The following is a 21147-nucleotide window of genomic DNA, read 5'->3' on the forward strand; positions in this document are numbered from 1 at the left end:
GGGATTGCGGCTCGACAAATGGTTGTGGTTCGCGCGTCTGACGAAATCGCGCAGTGATGCGCAGCGGCTCTGCGAAAGCCGCCATCTGCGGCTCGATGGCCGGGTGATCGATCGCGCTTCGGCGTTGGTCCGCACCGGCTCGGTCCTGAGCTTCCCCCGCCACGACGAGGTCATCGTCGTCCGTGTCGAAGGTTTGAGCGACCGGCGCGGTCCCTATGTCGAGGCGCGCGAGTTATACAGCGACTTGTCCGCCCCAACCCGGCGCGGCGGCACGGCCCCATTGACGGCGGAGTATGCCGCCGTTTAGCAGGGGCGCTCTTTAATCAGGGACCGTAAGATGACGTATGTCGTGACCGAGGCTTGCATCAAGTGCAAGTATATGGACTGCGTCGAGGTCTGCCCCGTCGACTGTTTCTACGAGGGCGACAACATGGTCGTCATCAACCCGAACGAGTGCATCGACTGCGGCGTCTGCGAGCCGGAATGCCCGGCCGAAGCGATCCTGCCCGATACCGAGAGCGGCCTGGAAAAGTGGCTGGAGCTCAACGCCAGCCTGTCCGCGACCTGGCCCAACATCACCGTCAAGGGCCCGACTCCGCCCGACGCCGACGACTTCAAGGGCGTCGAGGGCAAGTTCGACAAGTATTTCAGCGACCAGCCGCCGAGCTGACCGCGGGCGTCGTGGCCGCGTAACCGAGCTGACAAACCGACCTCGTCCGCCGGCTGCTCAACCGAGTGGCCGGCGGATTTCTTGTGTTTCCGGCGTGCGGTGGGTCGCGGGATGGTCCTCATCGAGGTGCCAACAATGTTGGCGTTAGTCCAATATTGACACAGTAATATCTTTGTTGCCGGCAAGTCACATTCGAGAGCTCGTAATTTACGACGCATGCCTCCGAAGTGCGCATGATTTGCGCCACCGCGACAGCTACGTTCAGGCTGTCAAAGGGGAGCAAGAAATGCAGTCGAAATTCCTGGTAGTCGCCGGCTTACTGGCCTTGTCTATCACCACTCCAAGTAACGCGGTGTCGGTCGTCGACGGCAGCTGCGCGTCGATCACCGGTGCTAACGGCTGCTTGTTCAGCGGGACGATCACGGCAGCGACGACTGCCGATACCAACAACAAGTTCAACCTGTACAACGATACCCATCCCGGCGCGGGCGCGAATATCAATCTGCAATACTTGTTCAAGTCGGACAGTGTCGGCTTCCCGGGATCCTTTACCAGCACGACCAGCGGTACATGGTCGGTGCCCGGTTATAACATCCGGTATCTTGCCGTTGCGGCAGGCGCGAACTACGCCCTTTACCGTTTCCCGCAGACCTCGAGCGGGACCTGGTCGACCGCCGACATTCCACACGGCGCCAACCTGCGAGAGCTACGCGACCTGGTTTTCTTCGGTGCCGCTGTGCCTGAACCGGCAAGCTGGATGATGATGATCACTGGCCTCGGCCTCGTCGGTGCGGCGACCAGGAATCGTCGCCGGTCCCTGGCGGCGGTCGCAGCCTAGCAGGACGTCGCTCAACGCGCCGCGTGCCGTCCTTCGATCGCGTCCCAGATCAAGGCCGGCGTGTCGGTGCCGTTGAAGCGGTCGATCGCGACGATACCGGTGGGGGAGGTGACGTTGATCTCGGTGAGGTAGCCGGCGATCACGTCGATGCCGACGAACACCAGCCCGCGGCGCTTGAGCTCCGGGCCGATGGCGGCACAGATTTCCTCCTCGCGCGCCGTCAGTCCGGTGGCCTGGGCGCTGCCGCCGGCCGCGAGGTTGGAGCGAATCTCGCCGGCCTTGGGCAAGCGGTTGATCGCGCCGGTCGGCACGCCATCGACCAGCACGATACGCTTGTCCCCGGCGCTGACGTCGGGGAGAAACTTCTGGACCATGAACGGCTCCGGCCAGACCTGGCTGAACAACTCGACCAGCGCCGGCATGTTGGCGTCGCCGGCGCCGATGTGAAAGACCGCCGAGCCGGCGTTGCCGTACAATGGCTTGATGACGACGTCGCCGTGGCGGGCGCGAAAGTCTGCGGCATCGTCGAGGCGGCGGGTGACCAGCGTCGGCGGCATCAGGTCCGGATAGCCGAGCACGAACAGCTTCTCCGGCGCATTGCGGACCTCGGCGGGATCGTTGACCACCAGCGTTTCTGCAGTGACGCGCTCCAGCAGGTGCGTCGCGGTGATATAGGCCATGTCGAATGGCGGGTCCTGGCGCATCAGCACAACATCGGTGTCGTACCCAAGGTCGATGGTCCGCGTCTCACCGGTCCAGGTGAAATGGGCGCCGGGCTCGCGGGTCACGGTCAGCGGGCGGGCGCGGGTGCGGACCCGGCCAGCCTCGAAACTGAGATCGGTGGCGAGGTAGTGGTACAGCGTATGGCCCCGGGCCTGCGCAGCGATCATCAGCGCGAAAGTCGAATCGCCGCCCGTCTTGACGTCTTCGATGGGGTCCATCTGGACCGCGACCGTCAAACCCATGATGCCCGTCTCCTGCTACGGGCGTCGGCTTAGACGCTTGTGACCGTGACCGGCAAGCTAGACCGACAGCGCGGCCAGCGCGCTGGCGATCCGGGTCTTGACCCTAGCCTCGTGCGTCGTCTCCAGCATCGCTGCCAGGCTGGCGCGCGCCGCGCCGACATCGCCGACCAGCTGCTCCAGCCGGGCGCGCTCCCACCACAATCCGGTGAAGCGCGGCGCGAACAACGTCATACGTTCGGTCAGCAGCAACGCCCGGGCGGTATCTCCGCCACGCCGCGCCCGGACGGTCTGGTTCGACAGCAGCCGCACCAGGATCTCGCGGTTCGACAAGGCGCGCAGATGCTCGGCCGTCGGTGTGATGTGACCGCCGATGGTCTGGGCGATCAGGTCGCTCAGCGCCGGCCGGTCGATCGGACGGCCATGGTCGAACGGGTCGATCAGCTGCCGCTCGGTCTCGCCACCGACGGAGACCAGGACATGACCGGGCACGTTGAGGACATCCGCCTGCCAGCCGACCCGGCGGGCGAGTGCGACATAGAGCAGCGACAGCGTGATCGGCAGGCCGCGTCGCCGCTCGAACAGCTTGGCGAGATCGGCATTGGCCGGGTTGTCGTAATCCTGGGTATCGCCGCTCAGGCCCTCGCGGCCCGCCAGCGTCTCCGCCAGCAACCGGCTGAAAGCGCGCGCAGTGGTCATGCCGCTGCTGTCGGCCAGCAGGCGCGTCGCCAAGCCGGTCAGCCGGGCGCGCAGCGACGACAGGTCCTCGGCAGGACGGTCGGCGGTGGAACAGGCAAGCGCGGCATCGGCAAGGTCGATCGCCGCATCGTCGATCAGGCCGAGGCGCATCAGCACCGCGTCCCCGGTTCGAGTCAGCGCCAGTTTCATCGCCACTCTCCTTGCCATACGCCGCGCAGATGAAGCGGCCACGCCCAGGGTCGAACGATGATGGCATCTATTCGCACTGTCGTGCAGTCCTTTCCGAAACGCGCAACCAGAGTTTCAGCCGCATGGGCGACACGTCGCAGCCGATGTTCCTGCAATGCCCAGCGTCCGGCGTCCTCGGTGGCGCGTGCCTTGACCTCGACGAACAACAGGGTGAGCCCGCGGCGGGCGACCAGATCGATCTCGCCGGCTGGAATGCGCAGGCGCTGCGCCAGGATGCTGAAGCCCTGGCAGCGCAGCCACCATGCGGCGAGCGTCTCGGCGCGACGGCCGCGCGTCTCGGCAGCAAGGCGGCTTGCCTTAGTCAGGGTCGCGCAGTTCCAGCGCCCGGGCATAGACCGCCTTGCGCGGCAGCTTGAGCGCGGCCGCGACCTCGCTGGCGGCGGCACTCAGGCTCATGTGCAGCAACGCGGCGGCAAGCGCCTCGTCGAGGGTGTCGGCGTCGGGTGCTTCGGCAGCGGCAGGCGGCGCGACGACGATGACAACCTCGCCGCGCGGGGGTGTCTCGGCATAGCGTTCGGCCAGGCTGGCCAGCGTGCCGTCGACGGTCTCCTCGAACTTCTTGGTGATCTCGCGCGCCACCGCCGCCGGGCGGTCGCCAAGGCCCTCGGCCAACGCCGACAAGGTCGCCGCCGTCCGACCCGCCGACTCGTAGAACACCAGGCTGGCGCGCAGCCCGGCGAGTTCGGCGATGGCGCTTGCCTTGGCCCCGGCCTTGACCGGCAAGAAGCCTGCAAACAGGAAGCGGTCGCTCGGCAGTCCCGACAGCGTCAGCGCGGCGACGGCGGCGCAGGGCCCGGGGATGGTGAAGACCTCGACCCCGGCAGCGCGGGCGTCGCGGACCAGCTTGTAACCCGGATCCGAAATCAACGGCGTTCCGGCGTCGCTGACCAGCGCGATCGCCTCGCGGGTCATCCGCGCGACCAGGCCGGGGCGGACCGCGTCGGCGTTGTGATCGTGATAGGCGATCATCGGGGTGCGCGCGCCGATATGGTGGAGCAGGCGCGAGGTGACGCGAGTGTCCTCCGCCGCGATCAGCGCTACCGAGGCGAGCGTCGCGGCGGCGCGGGGGGACAGGTCGCCAAGATTGCCGATCGGCGTCGCGACGATGTAAAGGCCCGGCGGTTGTAGCGCTACGGCCGGACTTTCGGTAGTGGAGGCCGCGATTGGAGTAGGCATATGCGCATCTTGGGACGGTTCGGGCAGCGACCGCAACCGGTCTTGCAGTTCGCCGCGGTATTGCTCGCGGTGGTGGTCAGCGCCTGCGCGGCTCCAGAACGCCGCGTCGCCACGGCACCGCCGCCGGTCGTCGCGCCGCCGGTCGCCAAGACCGAGGCACCGCCCGCTACCGTCGAACAGAACCGCATCGCGCTGCTGGTGCCGCTGACCGGGCCCAATGCCGCCGTCGGGCAATCGATCGCCAATGCCGCGAACATGGCGCTGATCGACGCCAATGCCCGTCTGATCAACCTCCGCGTCTATGACACCGCCGTCGGCGGGGCCGCCGCTGCCGCCAGCCATGCCGTTGCGGATGGCGCCAGGCTGTTCCTCGGGCCGCTGCTGGCTGGCGACGTCCGCAGCGTCCAGGGCATCGCGTCGGCGAACAGCGTGCCGGTCATGAGCTTCTCCAACGATGCCGCACTGGCCGGCAGCGGCACCTACGTCATGGGCTTCCAGCCCAACCAGTCGATCGCGCGCGCCGTCGGCTATGCCCGCGGACGTGGTGTCGAGCGCTTTGCCGCGCTGATCCCCGACGGCGTCTATGGCCAGCGCGCCGCCAACGCCTTCCTGCGCGCCGTCGAGGCGAGCGGTGGCAAGGTCGTCTCGGTCGTCAACTACGCGCGCACCCCGGCCAAGCTGCTGGCGGCGGCGCGTGCGGTGACCGCCTATGACAAGCGGCTGGCGGTCGCGATGAAGACGCCGGCGTTGCGGCCCGATGGATCGGTCGCCCCGGTCGCTTCGCGCCTGCCGCCGGTCGGCTTCCAGGCGTTGCTGATCGCCGACACTGGCCCGGTCGCGGCCGCGTTCGGCCCGGCGTTGACGCAGTTCGGCGCCGGCCCGGGGACGTCGCTGATCCTCGGGACCGAATTGTGGAACAACGAGCCCGCATTGCGCAGTTCGCGGGCGTTGCAGGGTGCGGTGTTTGCCAGCGTTCCGGACGATCGCTTCGCGCAGCTGGTGACCCGCTACCGCGCCAAGTTCGGCATCGCGCCGTCGCGCCTGGCCAGCTTTGGCTATGACGCGGTCCTGCTGGTCAACAGCCTCGCCGACCGCTGGGCGCTTGGGCAGCCGTTCCCGGCCGCGCTGCTAGCCAGCCCGGACGGCTTTGCCGGCGTCGACGGCGTGTTCCGCTTCACCGGCGGCGGCGTCGCGGACCGTGGCCTGGAAGTGCAGCGTATCGCCAACGGCTCGATCGTCACCATCTCGGCCGCACCGAAGTCGCTCAACACCGGGAGCTAGATAGGTTCGTTCAGCGACCTGCGGAGCGGGAGGTCCCTGAACTTTTGCGCCGCCGCCCTACAGGGCCAGGTCGCGCAGCACGGCGTTGACCAGCGGGCGTCCGGCGCGGGTCAGACGTAGACCGGTTGGGTCGTTCTCCAGCAAGCCGAGGCCGGTCAGGTGCGCCACCGCGGCTGCATCGACGGCGGCGTCCAGCGCCGTGCCGGTGCGCTGTTCGAACTGGGCACGGTCGATGCCGGAGCGCAGGCGCAGGCCCATCATCAAGGCTTCGCTGGCGCGCACCGCCGGGTCGAGCCGGTCGGTGATCGAGATGCCGGAGCCACCCTGGACTGCGTCGATCCAGTTCTCCGGCTTCTTGTGCCGCACGGTGGACGCGAGGGCGCGGCGGCCATGAGCACCGGGACCGACGCCGACATAATCGCCGTACGTCCAATAGCTTAGATTGTGACGGCTCGCCGCGCCGGGTCGGGCGTGGTTGGAGGTTTCATAGGCGGGGAGCCCGGCAGCCTCGGTCATGTCCTGCGTCAGGTCGAACAGGTCGGCGGAGGTTTCCTCGTCGGGGGTGCGCAGCTTGCCGGCGGCGTGGAGGACGGCGAAGCGCGTGCCGGCCTCGATGGTCAGCTGGTACAGTGACAAATGCTCGGTGCCGAAGCTGAGCGCGCGCTTGAGTTCGGCCTGCCACGCCTCGACAGTGTGCGCCGGGCGGTCGTAGATCAGGTCGAAGCTGACGCGCGGAAAATTGGCCTGCGCGATGTCGAGTGCCGCCAGACCCTGCGCGACGTCGTGCGGGCGGCCGAGCATCTTCAACGCGGCGTCGTCCAATGCCTGCAGCCCGAGGCTGACGCGGTTGACCCCGGCGGCGGCGAAACCGGCGAAGCGCGCAGCCTCGACGCTCGACGGATTGGCTTCCAGCGTGATCTCGGCGTCGCGGTCGACCTGCCAATGCCCGGCGACGGCGTCGATGATCGCGGCGGTGGTGGCAGGGTCCATCAGGCTGGGAGTGCCGCCGCCGAAGAAGATGCTGTGGACGCGGCGTCCCGGAGTGATCGCGGCTTCGGCGGCGAGGTCGGCGAGCAATGCGTCGCGCCAGCCGGCCTCGTCGATCTTGGCGCGGACATGGCTGTTGAAGTCGCAATAAGGGCATTTGCTGACGCAGAACGGCCAGTGGACGTAGATCGCGAGCGAATCTGCTCCCCTCCCGGAACGGGAGGGGCCGGGGGTGGATCTTGCACCAGGTCTGTCTGCCGAGTTTAGGCCAAGTCCCACCCCTAGCCCCTCCCGTTCCGGGAGGGGGACAGTTACAGGAAACATGCCGCGACCAGTTGTTCGAACGCTCGCGCGCGGTGGCTGATCGCGTGCTTGTGATCGGGGTCGATCTCGCCGAACGTCGCGACCATGCCATCGGCGACGAACAACGCGTCATAGCCGAAGCCGTTGGCGCCGCGCGGCGGCCAGACCAGCCGCCCGTCGATGCGGCCCTCGAAGGTCTCGACGGCGCCGTCGGGCCAGGCCAGCGACAGCGCGCAGGTGAAATAGGCGGTATCGGGCGACCCCTCGGCCATCGCCGAATGGACGCGTTCCATGGCGTGGTCGAAATCCTTGTCGTGTCCGGCCCAGCGTGCCGAATAGATGCCGGGTGCGCCGTCGAGCGCATCGACGCTCAGCCCGCTGTCGTCGGCAAGCGCCGGGTGCCCGCTGGCAATGGCGGCGGCGAGCGCCTTCAACTCGGCATTGGCGCGGAAGGTCAGCCCGGTCTCCTCCGGTTCCGGCAGGCCGAGGTCGCCTGCCGCGACGACGTCCATCCCGAACGGGCCGAGCAGCGCGGCGATCTCGCGGACCTTGCCGGGATTGTGCGTCGCCAGCACGAGGCGGCCGGGGCGGAGGCGGCGGGTCATGGCTTGCGATCCTCGGGCTTGCGGCTGCGGTTGCGCTGCTCCAGCCCGGTCGCGGCAAGGCGGGCGCGGATGAAGGCGAGGTTGGCCGTCCCGACCTGCGCCTTGGGCAGCGACACGAACATCGCCTTGTCGACGTAGAGCAGCAGCATGTTTGCCGTTTCGTCCCATTTGACGAAGTCGGTCCAGGCGTTGCGGAAGCTGCCCGACCGCTGGGCGCTTTCAAACTGTTCGTCGGTCAGGGCCAGCTCGAACGGCTCGCGCATCGAGGCCTGTGCGTGGTAGATCTGAGCGGCCCGGCGGGGCAGCAAGAACATTACCTTGAACGCCGTCAGTGCCAGCCCGAGGACCATGCCGCACAGGATCGCCACCTGGAACTGCGGCTTCAGCAGCGCCACCAGCAGCGCAAACGCCGTCACCACCGCTGCCACCCGCCATGCGCCGCGTGCGTTGGCGTGGGTCGCTGCCTCGACATACTCCGCCTCGGAAATCATGTAGCGTACCGGGGCGACGGCGGCGTTCACCGGCCGGTGGCGATCCGCTGGGCCGCGAAGATCTCGTTGGTGCCGATGCGCGCCAGCCGGAGCAGGCGGAGCAGCGACTCCTCGTCGAACAATGCACCCTCGGCGGTCGCCTGGACCTCGACGATGCCGCCGCTGTCGGTCAGCACGAAATTGGCATCGGTACCGGCGTCGCTATCCTCGACGTAATCGAGATCGAGGACCGCGGTGCCGGCGTGGATGCCTGCCGAGATGGCGGCAACCTGCGCGGTCAACGGATCGATGGCCAGGCCGTTCTTGGCCATGATGCCGTCGATAGCGAGGCGCAGTGCCACCCATGCACCCGAGATCGCCGCCGTGCGTGTGCCGCCATCGGCCTGCAGCACGTCGCAATCCAGCGTGATCTGGCGCTCGCCGAGCAGCTTCAGGTCGGTAACCGCGCGCAGCGAGCGACCGATAAGCCGCTGGATCTCCTGGGTGCGGCCCGACTGCTTGCCCTTTGCCGCTTCACGTTGCCCGCGGGTGTGGGTGGCGCGGGGCAGCATGCCATATTCCGCCGTGACCCAGCCGCTGCCCTTGCCGCGCAGCCAGGGCGGAAGGCGCTCTTCGACGCTGGCTGTAACCAGGACGTGGGTCTGGCCGAACTTCACCAGGCACGAGCCTTCCGCATGGGCACTGAAACCCGGAGTCATCTCGATCGCCCGCATCTGGTCGGGGGCGCGGCCTGAGGGGCGCATGGGTATTGTCCTTGTGATTGCTGTGCGCGCATGTAGCGGCAGCGGCGTTCGACCGCCAGCCTTGGGAGTGGATGCATGAAGACGGCACTGATGATCGTCGGCGTGGCGGCGATCATGATGGGGCTGCTGTGGATCGGGCAGGGCCTTGGGCTGGTCGACTGGCCGAAGTCGAGCTTCATGATCGACCAGCGGCCGTGGGCGATGCGCGGCGGGGTGCTGGCGGTGCTCGGTGTGGTAGCCTTGGTGCTGGCGCGCCGGCGGCGGTAACTTACGCAGCGGCGCAAGAACCCCTACATAGCCCCCGTGCAACCGCTGACGCTTCCAGACCTCAACGACCGGGCGCGCGAAGTCTTTCGCCAGATCGTCGAGTCATACCTCAGCAGCGGCACCCCTGTCGGCTCGCGCACCCTGTCGAAGCTGGGTGCGATCGGCCTGTCGCCGGCGTCGATCCGCAACGTCATGCAGGATCTGGAGGAGGTCGGGCTGCTGGCCGCGCCGCACACTTCCGCCGGGCGGTTGCCGACGGAGTTGGGGCTCAGGCTGTTCGTCGACGGCATGATGCAGATGACGGCGCCGTCGGCCGACGAGCGCGCCGCGATCGACACGAGCGCGGCGGGTGGGGCGCCGATGGAGGACATCCTCGGTCGGACGATGGCGGCACTGTCCGGCCTGTCGGCGTGTGCCGGGATGGTGCTGGTCCCCAAAGCGGAGCTGTTGCTGCGCCAGGTCAGCTTCGTGCCGCTGTCGCCGGTCAAGGCGCTGGCGATACTGGTCGGCGCCGACGGCTCGGTCGAGAACCGGGTCATCGACCTGCCGCCGGAACTGCCACCGATCGCGCTGATCGAGGCGGCGAACTATGTCAACGCGCGGCTGGCGGGCCTGACGCTGGCGGGTGCCGCCGAGCGCCTGCGCACCGAGATCGACGCGCACCGGGCAGCGCTGGACGTGGCGACGCGCGGGCTGGTCGAGGCGGGGATCGCAGCCTGGTCGTCGGATGGCGCACGGCCGGTGCTGATCGTCCGCGGCAGCGCCCACCTGGTCGCGGGCGGCGAGGCCGATCTGGAGCGAGCCCGGCTGCTCCTCGGCGATATCGAGGGCAAGGAGGAACTGGCGCGCGTCCTCGACCTGGCGCGCACGGCGGTCGCCTGCAAGATTTTCATCGGCTCGGAGAACAAGCTGTTCTCTTTGTCGGGCTCCAGCGTTATCGCGGCGCCTTATCGCGGCAGCGACGGGCGGGTCGTCGGCGTCGTCGGCGTGATCGGCCCGACCCGCTTGAATTACGCGCGTATCGTTCCGATGGTTGATTACACCGCACAGACATTGAGCAGGCTGATTTAAATGACAGACGATAATCTGGACGTTCCCGAAGGCACCAGCGAGGTCGAAAGCGGCGCTCCGAGCCTCGCCGACGAACTGCTGGCGCGCGATACCGAGATCGCCGATCTCAAGGACCGCTTGCTGCGCGGCGCCGCCGAGATGGAGAACACCCGTCGCCGGCTGGAGCGCGACAAGGTCGACAGCGCCGCCTATGCGATGACCGGCTTCGCCCGCGACCTGCTCGGCGTCGCCGATAATCTGCGTCGCGCCGTTGCCGCGCTGCCCGCCGAGGCCCCCGGCTTCGAAGCGGTGCGTACCGGCATCGAGGCGACCGAGCGCGAACTCGGCACCGTGCTGGCGCGGCACGGCATCGTGCGGGTCGAGACCGACGGGCAGAAGCTCGATCCCAACAAGCACCAGGCGATGATCGAGGTCGACAGCGAGGCGCACGAAGCGGGCGCGATCGTCTCGGAACTCCAGGCCGGCTACACGATCAAGGACCGGCTGCTCCGTCCAGCCCTGGTCAGCGTGGCGCGCGCGAAATAGCTCGGTTGGGTAAGGATGGGCAGCAGGGTTCCTGAACCGCTGCCCGTCTCCCGGGCTGCCGTCCCGGGATTGCGTTGCGCCTGGTCATGCCAGCGGCTAGCTTGCCGGACGTGGGGCGGCCGTCATAAATTCCGACAAGACAAGTCGCGTCGAGGATGATGGCGAGATGCCAACGGCAGGATTGACTCCCAGGCACCGCATCCGGCTTGCGACCCGTGACGCGCATGACCAGGTCGACCGCTGGTTTTCGCGCTACGACCTTAAGAACCCGCAAGATTATCGTCGTTTCCTGACCTCCCACTGGTCGGTGCTTCCCGGTTGCGAGCTGATGATCGAAGCTGCCGGAGCCCTTGAAATACTTAGCGACTGGCCAGTACGTCGTCGTACCGACGCACTGGCACAAGACATGTCATTACTGGGCCAAGTACCTGTGACTGTCGTCGACACGCAGGGGGCAATCTCGCCCGCTGAGTTGTGGGGCATGATGTACGTGTTGGAAGGCTCGCGCCTTGGCGGAGCGATCTTGGCGCAGCGGGTCGAGGCGGGCCCGGACGCGACCTGCCGGCTTGCCACGGCCTATCTTCGGCATGGCACGGGCCTGCGTTTGTGGCCGTCGTTCGTCGCTGCCTTCGATGCCGCGGATGCGGTCAACGGCGATTTCGAGGGCGTCGTCGCCGGCGCACGTCGAACGTTCGCCATGTTCGCCGACGCATGACGGCGGGCGATCCGGGTAATTCGAAACCGAACGATACGCTGCCTTTTGCCGTCGACCTGACCAATTGCGACCGCGAGCCGATCCATCTTGCCGGCAGCATTCAACCGGCGGGCTTCCTGATCGCCTTTGCCAGCGACTGGCTGATCTCGCGGGCGTCGGAGAATGTCGACGTCTTCCTCGACGTACCCGACGGTCCGTTGCCCGGCACGGCGCTGGACGCGGTGTTCAGTGCGGAAGCGGTTCACACCATCCGCAACCGCCTGTCGACGCTGCAGGGTCCCGATGCGATGGAGCGCGCCTTCGCCATCCGGCTGCAGGATGACCGCCCGCCATTCGACCTGGCGATCTACATGGCGGGCTCGACCTTCGTGCTCGAATGCGAGCCGAGCGAGGGACGCAACGAGGCCGATGTCGGCACGCTCGTGCGCTCGATGGTGGCGCGCATTCGAGGCGCCCAAGGTTTTGCCGACTTCACCCGTGAGGCGGCGCGCCAGGTCCGCGCGCTGACCGGCTTCGACCGGGTGATGGTCTACCGCTTCGACGCAGACGGTTGCGGCGAGGTCATTGCCGAAAGCCTGCGCGGGCGCCTCGAATCGTTCATGGGCCTGCGCTATCCGGCGTCCGACATCCCCAAGCAGGCGCGCGCCCTGTACGAGCGCAACCTGCTTCGCCTGATCGCCGACGTCGACGCGGTGGCGGTGCCGATCCGACCGCAACTCGATGCACTGGGTGAGCCGCTCGACCTGTCGATGAGCGTGCTGCGCGCCGTGTCGCCGATCCATCTGCAGTATCTTCGCAACATGGGCGTCCGCGCCTCCATGTCGATCTCGATCATGCGGCGGGGCAGGCTGTGGGGGCTGATCGCCTGCCATCACACGCTGCCGCGCCATATCGGCTTCGAGCGACGGACCACTGCCGACCTGTTCGTGCAGATGTTCTCGCTGTTGCTGGAAAGCCGCGAGCGCGACGAGGAGACCGGCTACGAGGCCCGCACCCGGCTGCTCCACAACCAGCTGATGGCGGCGATGGCGAGCGAGGAATCGACCTCGGGCAATTTGGTCAGGCTGGCCGACAAGATGGCGGAACTGGTGCCGTGCGACGGCATCGCGGTCTGGGTCGACGGCGCGGCGACCCTGATGGGCTCGACGCCGACAGAGCGGGAGCTGGCCGGCCTGGTCGAAATCCTCAATCGTGGTGCGGCGAGCGAGATATTCGCCTGCACCGAACTCGGGAAGGTCGAGGCGTCGGCGCGGCGTTATGCCGAACTGGCGGCCGGCGTGCTGGTCATCCCGGTGTCGCGCATCCCCCGCGATTACGTCATGTTCTTCCGCCGGGAGGTCAAGCGCACCATCAAATGGGCGGGTAACCCGGACAAGCCTGTCGAAGTCCTGGCGGGCAGCGCGACACTGACGCCGCGCCAGAGCTTTGCCGCGTGGCGCGAAACCGTGCGCGGCCAATGCGCACCCTGGACCGAAGCGGAGCTTCGCGCTGCAGAGGCCCTGCGCATCACCCTGCTCGAGGTCGTCTTACGCCTCACCGATGTCGCCGCGCGCGACCGCCGCGAAGCTGCGGAACGCCAGGAACTACTGATTGCCGAGCTGAATCACCGCGTCCGCAACATCCTGGGCATCGTCAGCGGGCTGGTGTCGCAAAGTCGCGCCAGCGTCGAGGACGTCGAGACGTTCGCTGCCGTGCTGGGCGGGCGCGTTCAGGCGTTGGCTCGAGCGCATGACCAATTGACCACCGACGACTGGGGCTCGGCCCTGCTCGACGTGCTGATCGGCGTCGAGGCCGAGGCATATCTCAGCGCGCGTCCGCATTGCGTCGGCGCCTCCGGCCCAGCGGTCAAGCTGTCGCCGCGCGCTTTCACGACACTGGCGCTCGTGGTCCACGAGCTGATCACCAACTCCGCCAAATACGGCGCCTTGAGCGTCGTTACCGGGCGCGTCGCCATCGACTGGAGGCTCGACAATGCGGGCGCCCTGGTCATCGACTGGCGCGAGTCCGGGGGGCCGCTGGTGACGCCACCCAAGCGGCGCGGCTTCGGTACGACGATCATCGAGCGCTCCGTCCCGCATGAACTCGGCGGGCTCGCCAGCGTCGACCACCGAACGGCTGGGCTGGTCGCACAGTTCACCATTCCCGCCGGCCTGGTCAGCCCGGCCGAAGCTGCCAGGTCCGACCGGGAGGCTGACGCGACCGAATCCAGCCCGATCGAGACGGCATTGAGCTTGAGCGGTACGGTCCTGCTGGTCGAGGACAGTATGGTGATCGCACTCGACGCGGAGGAGATGCTGCTCGCGCTGGGTGCGACGCGGGTCGACATCGCCGCCAGCACCGAGGACGCGATGGCAATTCTCGACTTCGAAAAACCGACTTTCGCCGTACTCGATGTCAATCTGGGCGCCGAAACCAGTTTTCCCATCGCCGGGCGGCTTCGCAAGATGGGCGTGCCGACGATCTTCGCAACGGGTTATGGCGAGGATCTCGTCATTCCGCTCGGCTACAGCAACACGCCGATCGTCAAGAAGCCCTATACGGCCACGGCGATCGTTCGTGCCCTGCGTTCTCTGGCACGACGCCTGCCGGAGCCGGCTTGAACGGCAACAGTGCTTCATAGTCCGCCAACGGGGGCGCGCCGATGATGTCGCCGCCTTCACGCAGCCAGTAGGAATCCTCGACGATGCTGGCTTGCTGCTCGATCCCATAGGCTGTGAACGGCTTGCCGGGGATCAGGGGCAGGTAGCGGTAAGGCGCGAACGGGCGGCGGCTGAGGATCAGGTTGATGCCCTGCTGGCGCTGCCAGACATGGGTCAGTTCGTGGACGAGATGGGTCCGAAACCCTAGCCCGCGCGCCGCGAAGTCGCCGCACCAGACGCCGCCATTGGGGTGGAACCAGATATCGCCGTCGGGCGCCATCGTCACCCAGGCCGGCTGGAACATGAACCATTTGGCCCGCCGCAGCAGGACCTTGTCGCAGTCGAGCGCGTCGCCGAAGACCGATGCGGCGATGGCGCGCTCGCCGTCGGTCAGCTCGCGAACAATCGCCGGGTCGCGATCAGTGCCCACCGTGCGACATGGCCATCGGCATCGTCGCACCCGCCGCGACCGACGTCGCATCGACCTTGACCACCGCGCCGCTGGCGAAGCGGAACGTCAGGGGCAGGGTCGCGCCCGGCTTCACCGTCGCGGCGACGCCGAAGATCATCAGATGGTTGCCGCCCGGCGCGAAGCGGACAGTCTCGCCCGGCATCGACTTCACCGCGGGCAGCTTGTCCATTCGCATGACACCACCCGCCATGCTGCTGCTGTGCATCTCGATGCGCTCCGCCAGCGGGGAAACGACGCTGGTCAGCGTGTCGCCTGCCGTCCCGCCGTTCAAAGTGAAGTAGCCAGCGGACGGGCGCCCGGGCACCGCCGCGAGCCGCACTGTCGCCTGCCTGACGCTCGGTCCTGTCGCGCCGCCCGTGGCTGCCGTCGCGGTGGTCCCCAGCAAAAGCGCCACGACCAGCAGCGCCAGCGAAACCGCACACGCGCCCCAGCCCAGAATCCGCTCAATAGCCGAGTTCACCGACTCTCCCTCCCGATAATCAGCAGTGGCGCTTTACGACAGGGGTCGGGCAGCGGTCCATCCGACTTGGCGACCTGCGTCATCACATGCTTGTAGCTGATTTTGAGCCTCCCTATATCCGCCCCGTTGGTCGAGGCGGCGCTGCTTGCACGAAGGGCGCGTACCGGGACCTGAACACATCGTCTGAGAGGATAGAGATGGCCAAAGTTATCGGAATCGACCTGGGCACCACCAACAGCTGCGTTGCTGTCATGGAGGGTAGTGCGCCCAAGGTCGTCGAGAATGCCGAAGGTGCGCGCACCACGCCGTCGCAGGTCGCCTTCACCAAGGACAAGGAGCGTCTGGTCGGCCAGCCGGCAAAGCGCCAGGCGGTGACCAACCCCGAGAACACGATTTTCGCCGTCAAGCGCCTGATCGGCCGTAGTTTCAACGATCCGCTGACCCAGAAGGACATGTCCCTGGTTCCGTACAAGATCGTCAAGGGCAGCAACGGCGACGCATGGGTCGGCGCTGGTGGCGAGGATTATTCGCCGTCGCAGATTTCCGCCTTCATCCTGCAGAAAATGAAGGAAACCGCCGAGGCCTATCTCGGTGAGAACGTCACGCAGGCGGTCATCACCGTTCCCGCATACTTCAACGACGCCCAGCGCCAGGCGACCAAGGACGCCGGCAAGATCGCCGGCCTCGAAGTCCTGCGCATCATCAACGAGCCGACCGCTGCTGCTCTGGCCTATGGTCTCGACAAGGTCGGCGCCAAGACGATCGCCGTGTACGACCTCGGCGGCGGCACCTTCGACGTGTCGGTGCTGGAGCTCGGTGACGGCGTGTTCGAGGTCAAGTCGACCTCCGGCGACACCTTCCTGGGTGGTGAGGACTTCGACGCCAAGGTCGTCGAGTTCCTGGCCGAGGATTTCCGCAAGGCCGAGGGTATCGACCTGAAGAAGGACAAGCTTGCCCTGCAGCGCCTCAAGGAAGCTGCGGAAAAGGCCAAGATCGAGCTGTCGTCGTCCGCGTCGACCGAGGTCAACCTGCCCTTCATCACCGCCGATGCGACCGGCCCGAAGCACCTCGTCAAGACGGTCACCCGCACCGACCTGGAGAAGCTGGTCCTCGACCTGATCGAGCGCACTCGCAAGCCGTGCCTCGATGCGATCAGCGAAGCCGGCGTCAAGACGTCGGAGATCGACGAAGTCATCCTCGTCGGCGGCATGACCCGCATGCCCCGCGTCCGCCAGTTCGTGAAGGAACTGTTCGGCAAGGAGCCCAACACCTCGGTCAACCCGGACGAAGTCGTCGCCATGGGCGCGGCGATCCAGGGCGGCGTGCTGCAGGGTGACGTCAAGGACGTGCTGCTGCTCGACGTGACGCCGCTGTCGCTGGGCATCGAGACGCTGGGCGGCGTGTTCACCCGCATGATCGATCGCAACACGACGATCCCGACCAAGAAGTCGCAGACTTACTCGACCGCCGACGACAACCAGTCGGCCGTGACCATCCGGGTCTTCCAGGGTGAGCGCGAAATGGCGGCCGACAACAAGCTGCTCGGCCAGTTCGACCTCGTCGGCATTCCGCCGTCGCCGCGCGGCATGCCGCAGATCGAAGTGACCTTCGACATCGACGCCAACGGTCTCGTCGCTGTCAACGCCAAGGACAAGGGCACCGGCAAGGAGCAGCAGATCCGCATCCAGCCGTCGGGCGGCCTGTCCAAGGACGACATCGAGGGCATGGTCAAGGACGCCGAGCGCTTTGCCGAGGAGGACAAGAAGCGTCGGGCCGTCGCCGAGGCGCGCAACCAGGCCGACAGCCTGGCGCACTCCACGGAGCGCCAGGTCGCCGAGCACGGCGACAAGGTCAGCCCCGAGGTGAAGGCCGAGATCGAGGCCGCCATCGCCGACCTGAAGGGCGTGCTGGACAGCGGTGACGCCGACCAGATCACCGCCAAGACGACGGCACTGGGCACGGTCGCGATGAAGCTGGGTGAGGCGGTCTATGCCGCCGACCAGGCCAAGGCGGCATCGCCCGAGGCCGAGGCGCCCAAGGACGACAACGTCGTCGACGCCGAATTCTCGGAAGTCGAAGACGACAAGAAGTAAAAGCGGTAATGCCCCTCCCCTTTAGCGGGGGAGGGGTTTCGCCTCTCCCTTGGCGGGGATGAGTGCAGGGGCGGCGTATGAGCACCGATATCGATTATTACGAACTGCTCGAATGCGAGCGGACGGCCGACGACGGCAAGCTGAAGGCTTCGTACCGGCGGCTGGCGATGCAATGGCATCCCGACAAGAACCCGGGCGACGCCGCGGCCGAGCTGCGCTTCAAGTCGATCAGCGAGGCTTATGACTGCCTCAAGGACCCGCAGAAGCGCGCTGCCTATGACCGCTATGGCAAGGCCGCCTTCCAGCAGGGCGGCGGCGGTGCCGGGGCGCAGGGTTTCGGCGGCTTCGGCGATATTTTCTCGGACATCTTCGAACAGTTCACCGGGCGCGGCCGCCAGCCGACCGGGCGTGGCCAGGATTTGCGCTACGACCTCGAGATGACGCTGGAGGAAGCCTTCAACGGCAAGGAAGCCAAGCTCGAGATCGAGGTCGCGGTGACCTGCGAGCCATGCCACGGTTCGGGCGCCAAGCCCGGCACCTCGGCCAAGGCGTGCACCACCTGCCACGGACAGGGCAAGGTCGGCATGCGCCAGGGCCTGTTCATGGTCGAGCGCACCTGTCCCACCTGCCAGGGCGCCGGGCGCGTCATCACCGATCCGTGCGACACCTGCCACGGCCAGGGCCGCGTCGAGCGCCAGAAGTCGCTGTCGGTCAAGGTTCCGGCCGGTGTCGACGACGGCACCCGCATCCGCATGGCCGGCGAAGGCGAGGCAGGCCAGCGCGGCGGCGGACCCGGCGACCTGTACATCTTCGTCCACATGAAGCCGCACGCCGTCTTCAAGCGCGACGGCACCACCTTGTTCGCTGCAGCCCCGGTGTCGGTGACGACGATGGCACTGGGCGGCGAGATCGAAGTGCCGGTGCTCGACAAGTCGGTGGCCGCCATCAAGGTCCCGCACGGCACCCAGACCGGCAAGCAGTTCCGCGTCCGCGGCCGCGGCATGCCCGCCCTCAACGGCGGCGGCTTCGGCGACCTGGTGGTCCAGCTCGACGTCGAGACTCCAGTCAAGCTGACCAAGCGCCAGCGCGAGCTGCTCGAGGAGTTCCAGGCGATCGAGGAGGAGCAGGGCGGCAAGAACAACCCGGCTTCGTCGGGCTTCTTCGCCAAGCTCAAGGACGTGTGGAGCGAACTGATCGACTAGGCCGGGGCAGGGGCCTGACTCGTTTTCGTTGACATGCCCCCCGGCATTCCCTAACAACCCGGCTCCCGCGCGGGCCACCTCGGTGACCTTGCGCGACCATGTTTGACATCAAGGCAACCAGACCATGTTCGCGGTAGTGCGCACGGGCGGCAAGCAATATCGCGTCGCCGCAAATGATACGCTCCTCGTCGAGAAGCTCGATGGCGAGGCCGGTGCGACCGTCACCCTCGACACGCTGATGTCGGGTGAGGGCGATGCCGTCACCATGGGCGGCGCGGTCACCGCGACGATCATCGCCCAGACCCGCGGCGACAAGGTCATCATCTTCAAGAAGAAGCGCCGCCACAATTACCGCCGCAAGAACGGTCACCGTCAGTCGCTGACGGTGCTCAAGATCGTCAGCGTCGCTTAAGTCCGGGACAGAGTAGATGGCACATAAGAAAGCAGGCGGTTCATCCCGCAACGGTCGCGACTCGGCAGGGCGTCGTCTCGGCGTCAAGCTGTTCGGCGGCCAGACGGTTCGCGGCGGCGGCATCATCGTCCGCCAGCGCGGCACCCGCGTCTATCCGGGCCGTAACGTTGGCCTCGGTGTCGATCACACGCTGTACGCACTCGGTGACGGTGTCGTCGTGTTCCACGACGGCAAGCTCGGCCGCAAGTACGTCAGCGTCGATGCCGTGCAGGTCGCTGCCGAATAGGGCTTTCGAGCCTTTCGAGCGCGAATAGGGGATCCGTTCGGGTCCCCTTTTTCGTTTTGGAGCGGTCGCTTCTTCGTTCGTCATCCCGGCGCATGCCGGGACCCATTAGGCAAGCTGCTGGCAATCGGGCGCACATATCGTACGGCTCGCTGAATGGGTCCCGGCCTTCGCCGGGATGACGGCCCGTTTTGTGTGCCGGCGTGAACTTCGCAGACGTCGCTAGATCGACGCGACTCGCCCACCCGCATGGCGCGCCACCGCGCCGCCCAGCTCCAGATCCAGCAGCACCGCCGCCACCACCGCCGATGCCAGCCCGCTCTGCCTGACTAGCTCGTCCACCGCGACGGGTGTCGGTGACAGCAACTCCTCGACCGCCCGGCGTTCATCCTCGCCCGCTTCGACCGCGACGGGCGCGAAATCGAACATCGGCGCCGCCAGCGAGCGAAAACTCCCCCCACCGAAGCCCGAGATCGCCTCGATGATGTCCGCCGCCGACTGGACCAGCGTGGCACCCTCGCGGATCAACTGGTTGCAGCCCTGCGCCCGCGGGTCGAGTGGCGAGCCCGGGATCGCCATGACCTCGCGCCCCGATTCGGCCGCCAGCCGTGCCGTGATCAACGAGCCGGAACGCATCGCTCCCTCGACGACGACCGTCCCGGCGCACAGCCCGGCGATGATGCGGTTGCGCCGCGGGAAATGACGCGCCTGCGGGGTCGTGCCGATCGGCATCTCGGCCACCACAAGTCCTTCGATGCCGATCCGCTGCTGCAGTTCGGCCGTCTCGGGCGGGTAGCAGACGTCGATCCCTCCCGCGATCACCGCAACCGTGCCACCGGCGAGCGCGCCGGTGTGCGCCGCCGCGTCGATGCCGCGCGCGAGTCCCGAGACGACGACGAGATCATGCTCGGCCAGTTCAGCCGCCAATGTCCGCGCAAACCGCACCGCCGCGGCACTGGCATTACGCGCTCCGACCATCGCCACCGCAGGTCGCTCCAGCAGCGTTGGATCACCCTTGAGCGATAGTATCGGCGGCGCAGTCTCGGTGCGCGCCAGCAGTAGCGGATATTCAGGCGTCCCGATGAACAGCGGCGTCGCACCGAACGCCGCCAGTGCCGCCAGTTCGCGCTCCGCGTCGCTGGCCGTACCGATCCTCAACGTCTTGCCGCCGCTGCGCCGTGCCAGGTCGGGCAGGGCATCAAGTGCCGCCTGTGCCGTGACGAAGCGTGAGATCAGCTGGCGATAAGTGACCGGGCCGACGTTCTCGCTGCGGATCAGGCGAAGGCGCGCGACGGCGTCGGGAATCAACTCTTCTGGCCGATGCGGCTCTCGGTGCCGGCACGTAGCCGTTCGATATTCTCGCGGTGCTTCCAAATCAGCAGAAACGCGGCCATCCAAAGCATGATCAGGACGGGCATCGTTGCCTGGAACATCGTCAGCACCGGGTTCGTCGCGACCAGCCAGGTGACATAGAGCGGCGCGACCAGGGCTGCGAGCATGCCGCCGACCGAGGAGTAGCGCGTCACCAGCGCCGCGATCAGCCACACCAGCAGCGCCGCGACCCCCAGCGGCCACGCGAGGCCGAGAGTCACGCCGAGGATCGTCGCCACGCCCTTGCCGCCGCGAAAGCCCAGCCAGACCGGGAACAGATGCCCGAGGAATGCCGCGAGACCCGCCGCCGTCGGCAGCCAGTCCTGGCCGCCGAAGCGCTGCGCCAGCCACACCGCGAGAAATCCCTTGCCGGCATCGAGGATCAGCGTCGCCGCCGCCAAGCCCTTGTTACCGCTCCGCAGCACGTTGGTCGCGCCGATATTGCCCGAGCCGATGGTGCGGATATCCGTGCCGTTCATCGCGCTGAGCAGCAGCCCGAACGGGATCGAGCCGAGCAGATACCCGACAGCGATCCATAATCCGGGAGCGTGGAGCATCGTTCGGAACGGTAGCGGCGCGGGCGAGCGATGGGAAGAGGCGCGAGGTCGACAGTTGCGTTCGGATCGGCGCAAG

25 protein-coding genes are annotated in these 21147 nt (G+C 67.2%); 13 read left to right on the forward strand and 12 right to left on the reverse strand.

The window, feature by feature from the left end; translation table 11 throughout:
* Nucleotides 1-4 precede the first annotated feature (4 nt).
* The 3 genes from ACOFKW_RS07910 (at nt 5) to ACOFKW_RS07920 (ending at nt 1508) form a co-directional block, all read left to right on the forward strand.
* On the forward strand, nt 5-307 hold the full coding sequence (locus ACOFKW_RS07910; RefSeq protein WP_419816770.1) for an RNA-binding S4 domain-containing protein: 303 nt from the start codon (nt 5-7) through the stop codon (nt 305-307).
* Between the two features lie 30 nt (nt 308-337).
* A complete protein-coding gene (gene fdxA / locus ACOFKW_RS07915; RefSeq protein WP_419816771.1) occupies nt 338-670 on the forward strand; it encodes a ferredoxin FdxA in 333 nt (110 codons plus the stop codon).
* Nucleotides 671-908: 238 nt separating this feature from the next.
* Nucleotides 909-1508, forward strand: a complete 600-nt coding sequence (locus ACOFKW_RS07920; protein WP_419816772.1) for a PEPxxWA-CTERM sorting domain-containing protein — start codon at nt 909-911, stop codon at nt 1506-1508.
* An 11-nt stretch (nt 1509-1519) separates the two neighbouring features.
* Here the strand turns inward: ACOFKW_RS07920 and gshB are convergent, their stop codons facing one another.
* The 4 genes from gshB to rsmI are packed head-to-tail and all read right to left on the reverse strand — an operon-like array spanning nt 1520 to nt 4594.
* Entirely contained in the window at nt 1520-2473 is a 954-nt protein-coding gene (gene gshB, locus ACOFKW_RS07925; protein WP_419816773.1) for a glutathione synthase, read from the reverse strand.
* Between the two features lie 57 nt (nt 2474-2530).
* The gene (locus ACOFKW_RS07930; RefSeq protein WP_419816774.1) at nt 2531-3358 is read right to left on the reverse strand and encodes a SirB1 family protein; all 828 of its coding nucleotides are present in this window, start codon (nt 3356-3358) and stop codon (nt 2531-2533) included.
* On the reverse strand, nt 3355-3750 hold the full coding sequence (locus ACOFKW_RS07935) for a YraN family protein (RefSeq protein ID WP_419816775.1): 396 nt from the start codon (nt 3748-3750) through the stop codon (nt 3355-3357). Before ACOFKW_RS07935 ends, ACOFKW_RS07930 begins: the two co-directional genes overlap by 4 nt.
* A complete protein-coding gene (rsmI, locus tag ACOFKW_RS07940) occupies nt 3716-4594 on the reverse strand; it encodes a 16S rRNA (cytidine(1402)-2'-O)-methyltransferase (RefSeq protein WP_419816776.1) in 879 nt (292 codons plus the stop codon). Before rsmI ends, ACOFKW_RS07935 begins: the two co-directional genes overlap by 35 nt.
* Before the next feature lie 42 nt (nt 4595-4636).
* On the opposite strand from rsmI, the gene ACOFKW_RS07945 reads away from it, so the two are divergent.
* On the forward strand, nt 4637-5875 hold the full coding sequence (locus ACOFKW_RS07945) for a penicillin-binding protein activator (RefSeq protein ID WP_419816777.1): 1239 nt from the start codon (nt 4637-4639) through the stop codon (nt 5873-5875).
* A gap of 57 nt (nt 5876-5932) precedes the next feature.
* Here the strand turns inward: ACOFKW_RS07945 and hemW are convergent, their stop codons facing one another.
* The 4 genes from hemW to rph are packed head-to-tail and all read right to left on the reverse strand — an operon-like array spanning nt 5933 to nt 9004.
* On the reverse strand, nt 5933-7186 hold the full coding sequence (gene hemW / locus ACOFKW_RS07950; protein WP_419816778.1) for a radical SAM family heme chaperone HemW: 1254 nt from the start codon (nt 7184-7186) through the stop codon (nt 5933-5935).
* Complete coding sequence (gene rdgB / locus ACOFKW_RS07955) at nt 7174-7770, reverse strand: RdgB/HAM1 family non-canonical purine NTP pyrophosphatase (RefSeq protein WP_419816779.1); 597 nt, start codon at nt 7768-7770, stop codon at nt 7174-7176. The genes hemW and rdgB overlap by 13 nt, the downstream gene beginning before the upstream one ends.
* Complete coding sequence (locus ACOFKW_RS07960; protein ID WP_419816780.1) at nt 7767-8291, reverse strand: YcxB family protein; 525 nt, start codon at nt 8289-8291, stop codon at nt 7767-7769. Before ACOFKW_RS07960 ends, rdgB begins: the two co-directional genes overlap by 4 nt.
* Nucleotides 8288-9004, reverse strand: coding sequence for a ribonuclease PH (gene rph / locus ACOFKW_RS07965; protein WP_419816781.1), 717 nt, complete (start codon nt 9002-9004; stop codon nt 8288-8290). The genes ACOFKW_RS07960 and rph overlap by 4 nt, the downstream gene beginning before the upstream one ends.
* A 75-nt stretch (nt 9005-9079) precedes the next feature.
* Here rph and ACOFKW_RS07970 point away from each other — a divergent pair, with 75 nt between their 5' ends.
* The 5 genes from ACOFKW_RS07970 (at nt 9080) to ACOFKW_RS07990 (ending at nt 14182) form a co-directional block, all read left to right on the forward strand.
* Nucleotides 9080-9271 carry a hypothetical protein gene (locus ACOFKW_RS07970; RefSeq protein ID WP_419816782.1) on the forward strand — a complete coding sequence of 64 codons (192 nt, stop codon included), beginning with the start codon at nt 9080-9082 and terminating at the stop codon, nt 9269-9271.
* Nucleotides 9272-9316: 45 nt separating this feature from the next.
* Entirely contained in the window at nt 9317-10342 is a 1026-nt protein-coding gene (gene hrcA, locus ACOFKW_RS07975; protein WP_419816905.1) for a heat-inducible transcriptional repressor HrcA, read from the forward strand.
* Nucleotides 10343-10867 carry a nucleotide exchange factor GrpE gene (locus tag ACOFKW_RS07980; protein ID WP_419816783.1) on the forward strand — a complete coding sequence of 175 codons (525 nt, stop codon included), beginning with the start codon at nt 10343-10345 and terminating at the stop codon, nt 10865-10867.
* A gap of 166 nt (nt 10868-11033) precedes the next feature.
* Nucleotides 11034-11582, forward strand: a complete 549-nt coding sequence (locus ACOFKW_RS07985) for a biliverdin-producing heme oxygenase (RefSeq protein ID WP_419816784.1) — start codon at nt 11034-11036, stop codon at nt 11580-11582.
* Nucleotides 11579-14182 (forward strand): HWE histidine kinase domain-containing protein, encoded by a 2604-nt coding sequence (locus ACOFKW_RS07990; protein ID WP_419816785.1) that lies wholly within the window; start codon nt 11579-11581, stop codon nt 14180-14182. Before ACOFKW_RS07985 ends, ACOFKW_RS07990 begins: the two co-directional genes overlap by 4 nt.
* Here the strand turns inward: ACOFKW_RS07990 and ACOFKW_RS07995 are convergent.
* Together ACOFKW_RS07995 and ACOFKW_RS08000 are read right to left on the reverse strand one after the other, a co-directional pair.
* On the reverse strand, nt 14106-14651 hold the full coding sequence (locus ACOFKW_RS07995; protein WP_419816786.1) for a vgr related protein: 546 nt from the start codon (nt 14649-14651) through the stop codon (nt 14106-14108). The two genes, ACOFKW_RS07990 and ACOFKW_RS07995, sit on opposite strands and share 77 nt — an antisense overlap.
* On the reverse strand, nt 14641-15153 hold the full coding sequence (locus tag ACOFKW_RS08000; protein WP_419816787.1) for a copper chaperone PCu(A)C: 513 nt from the start codon (nt 15151-15153) through the stop codon (nt 14641-14643). Before ACOFKW_RS08000 ends, ACOFKW_RS07995 begins: the two co-directional genes overlap by 11 nt.
* A 197-nt stretch (nt 15154-15350) precedes the next feature.
* Here ACOFKW_RS08000 and dnaK point away from each other — a divergent pair, with 197 nt between their 5' ends.
* The 4 genes from dnaK (at nt 15351) to rpmA (ending at nt 19146) form a co-directional block, all read left to right on the forward strand.
* Entirely contained in the window at nt 15351-17246 is a 1896-nt protein-coding gene (gene dnaK, locus ACOFKW_RS08005; RefSeq protein ID WP_419816788.1) for a molecular chaperone DnaK, read from the forward strand.
* A gap of 77 nt (nt 17247-17323) precedes the next feature.
* The gene (gene dnaJ / locus ACOFKW_RS08010) at nt 17324-18448 is read left to right on the forward strand and encodes a molecular chaperone DnaJ (protein ID WP_419816789.1); all 1125 of its coding nucleotides are present in this window, start codon (nt 17324-17326) and stop codon (nt 18446-18448) included.
* A 124-nt stretch (nt 18449-18572) separates the two neighbouring features.
* Complete coding sequence (rplU, locus tag ACOFKW_RS08015; protein ID WP_419816790.1) at nt 18573-18860, forward strand: 50S ribosomal protein L21; 288 nt, start codon at nt 18573-18575, stop codon at nt 18858-18860.
* Between the two features lie 16 nt (nt 18861-18876).
* Nucleotides 18877-19146 (forward strand): 50S ribosomal protein L27, encoded by a 270-nt coding sequence (gene rpmA, locus ACOFKW_RS08020; RefSeq protein ID WP_419816791.1) that lies wholly within the window; start codon nt 18877-18879, stop codon nt 19144-19146.
* A gap of 219 nt (nt 19147-19365) precedes the next feature.
* Here rpmA and dprA read toward each other — a convergent pair whose 3' ends face one another.
* Both dprA and plsY read right to left on the reverse strand, forming a co-directional pair.
* Nucleotides 19366-20451: a DNA-processing protein DprA gene (gene dprA / locus ACOFKW_RS08025; protein ID WP_419816792.1), complete on the reverse strand. Its 1086-nt coding sequence runs from the start codon at nt 20449-20451 to the stop codon at nt 19366-19368.
* Nucleotides 20448-21071, reverse strand: a complete 624-nt coding sequence (gene plsY / locus ACOFKW_RS08030) for a glycerol-3-phosphate 1-O-acyltransferase PlsY (RefSeq protein WP_419816793.1) — start codon at nt 21069-21071, stop codon at nt 20448-20450. The genes dprA and plsY overlap by 4 nt, the downstream gene beginning before the upstream one ends.
* Nucleotides 21072-21147 lie beyond the last annotated feature (76 nt).

Origin of the sequence: Glacieibacterium sp., from assembly GCF_965200405.1 — a bacterium.
Classification (GTDB): Bacteria; Pseudomonadota; Alphaproteobacteria; order Sphingomonadales; family Sphingomonadaceae; genus Glacieibacterium.

Coding starts and splice junctions, on each gene's coding strand:
- fdxA (WP_419816771.1), top strand. CDS start 338: ATGACGTATGTCGTGACCGAGGCTTGCATCAAGTGCAAGTATATGGAC.
- gshB (WP_419816773.1), bottom strand. CDS start 2,473: ATGGGTTTGACGGTCGCGGTCCAGATGGACCCCATCGAAGACGTCAAG.
- ACOFKW_RS07930 (WP_419816774.1), bottom strand. CDS start 3,358: ATGAAACTGGCGCTGACTCGAACCGGGGACGCGGTGCTGATGCGCCTC.
- ACOFKW_RS07935 (WP_419816775.1), bottom strand. CDS start 3,750: ATGCCCGGGCGCTGGAACTGCGCGACCCTGACTAAGGCAAGCCGCCTT.
- rsmI (WP_419816776.1), bottom strand. CDS start 4,594: ATGCCTACTCCAATCGCGGCCTCCACTACCGAAAGTCCGGCCGTAGCG.
- hemW (WP_419816778.1), bottom strand. CDS start 7,186: ATGTTTCCTGTAACTGTCCCCCTCCCGGAACGGGAGGGGCTAGGGGTG.
- rdgB (WP_419816779.1), bottom strand. CDS start 7,770: ATGACCCGCCGCCTCCGCCCCGGCCGCCTCGTGCTGGCGACGCACAAT.
- rph (WP_419816781.1), bottom strand. CDS start 9,004: ATGCGCCCCTCAGGCCGCGCCCCCGACCAGATGCGGGCGATCGAGATG.
- ACOFKW_RS07970 (WP_419816782.1), top strand. CDS start 9,080: ATGAAGACGGCACTGATGATCGTCGGCGTGGCGGCGATCATGATGGGG.
- ACOFKW_RS07980 (WP_419816783.1), top strand. CDS start 10,343: ATGACAGACGATAATCTGGACGTTCCCGAAGGCACCAGCGAGGTCGAA.
- ACOFKW_RS07985 (WP_419816784.1), top strand. CDS start 11,034: ATGCCAACGGCAGGATTGACTCCCAGGCACCGCATCCGGCTTGCGACC.
- ACOFKW_RS07990 (WP_419816785.1), top strand. CDS start 11,579: ATGACGGCGGGCGATCCGGGTAATTCGAAACCGAACGATACGCTGCCT.
- dnaK (WP_419816788.1), top strand. CDS start 15,351: ATGGCCAAAGTTATCGGAATCGACCTGGGCACCACCAACAGCTGCGTT.
- dnaJ (WP_419816789.1), top strand. CDS start 17,324: ATGAGCACCGATATCGATTATTACGAACTGCTCGAATGCGAGCGGACG.
- rplU (WP_419816790.1), top strand. CDS start 18,573: ATGTTCGCGGTAGTGCGCACGGGCGGCAAGCAATATCGCGTCGCCGCA.
- rpmA (WP_419816791.1), top strand. CDS start 18,877: ATGGCACATAAGAAAGCAGGCGGTTCATCCCGCAACGGTCGCGACTCG.
- plsY (WP_419816793.1), bottom strand. CDS start 21,071: ATGCTCCACGCTCCCGGATTATGGATCGCTGTCGGGTATCTGCTCGGC.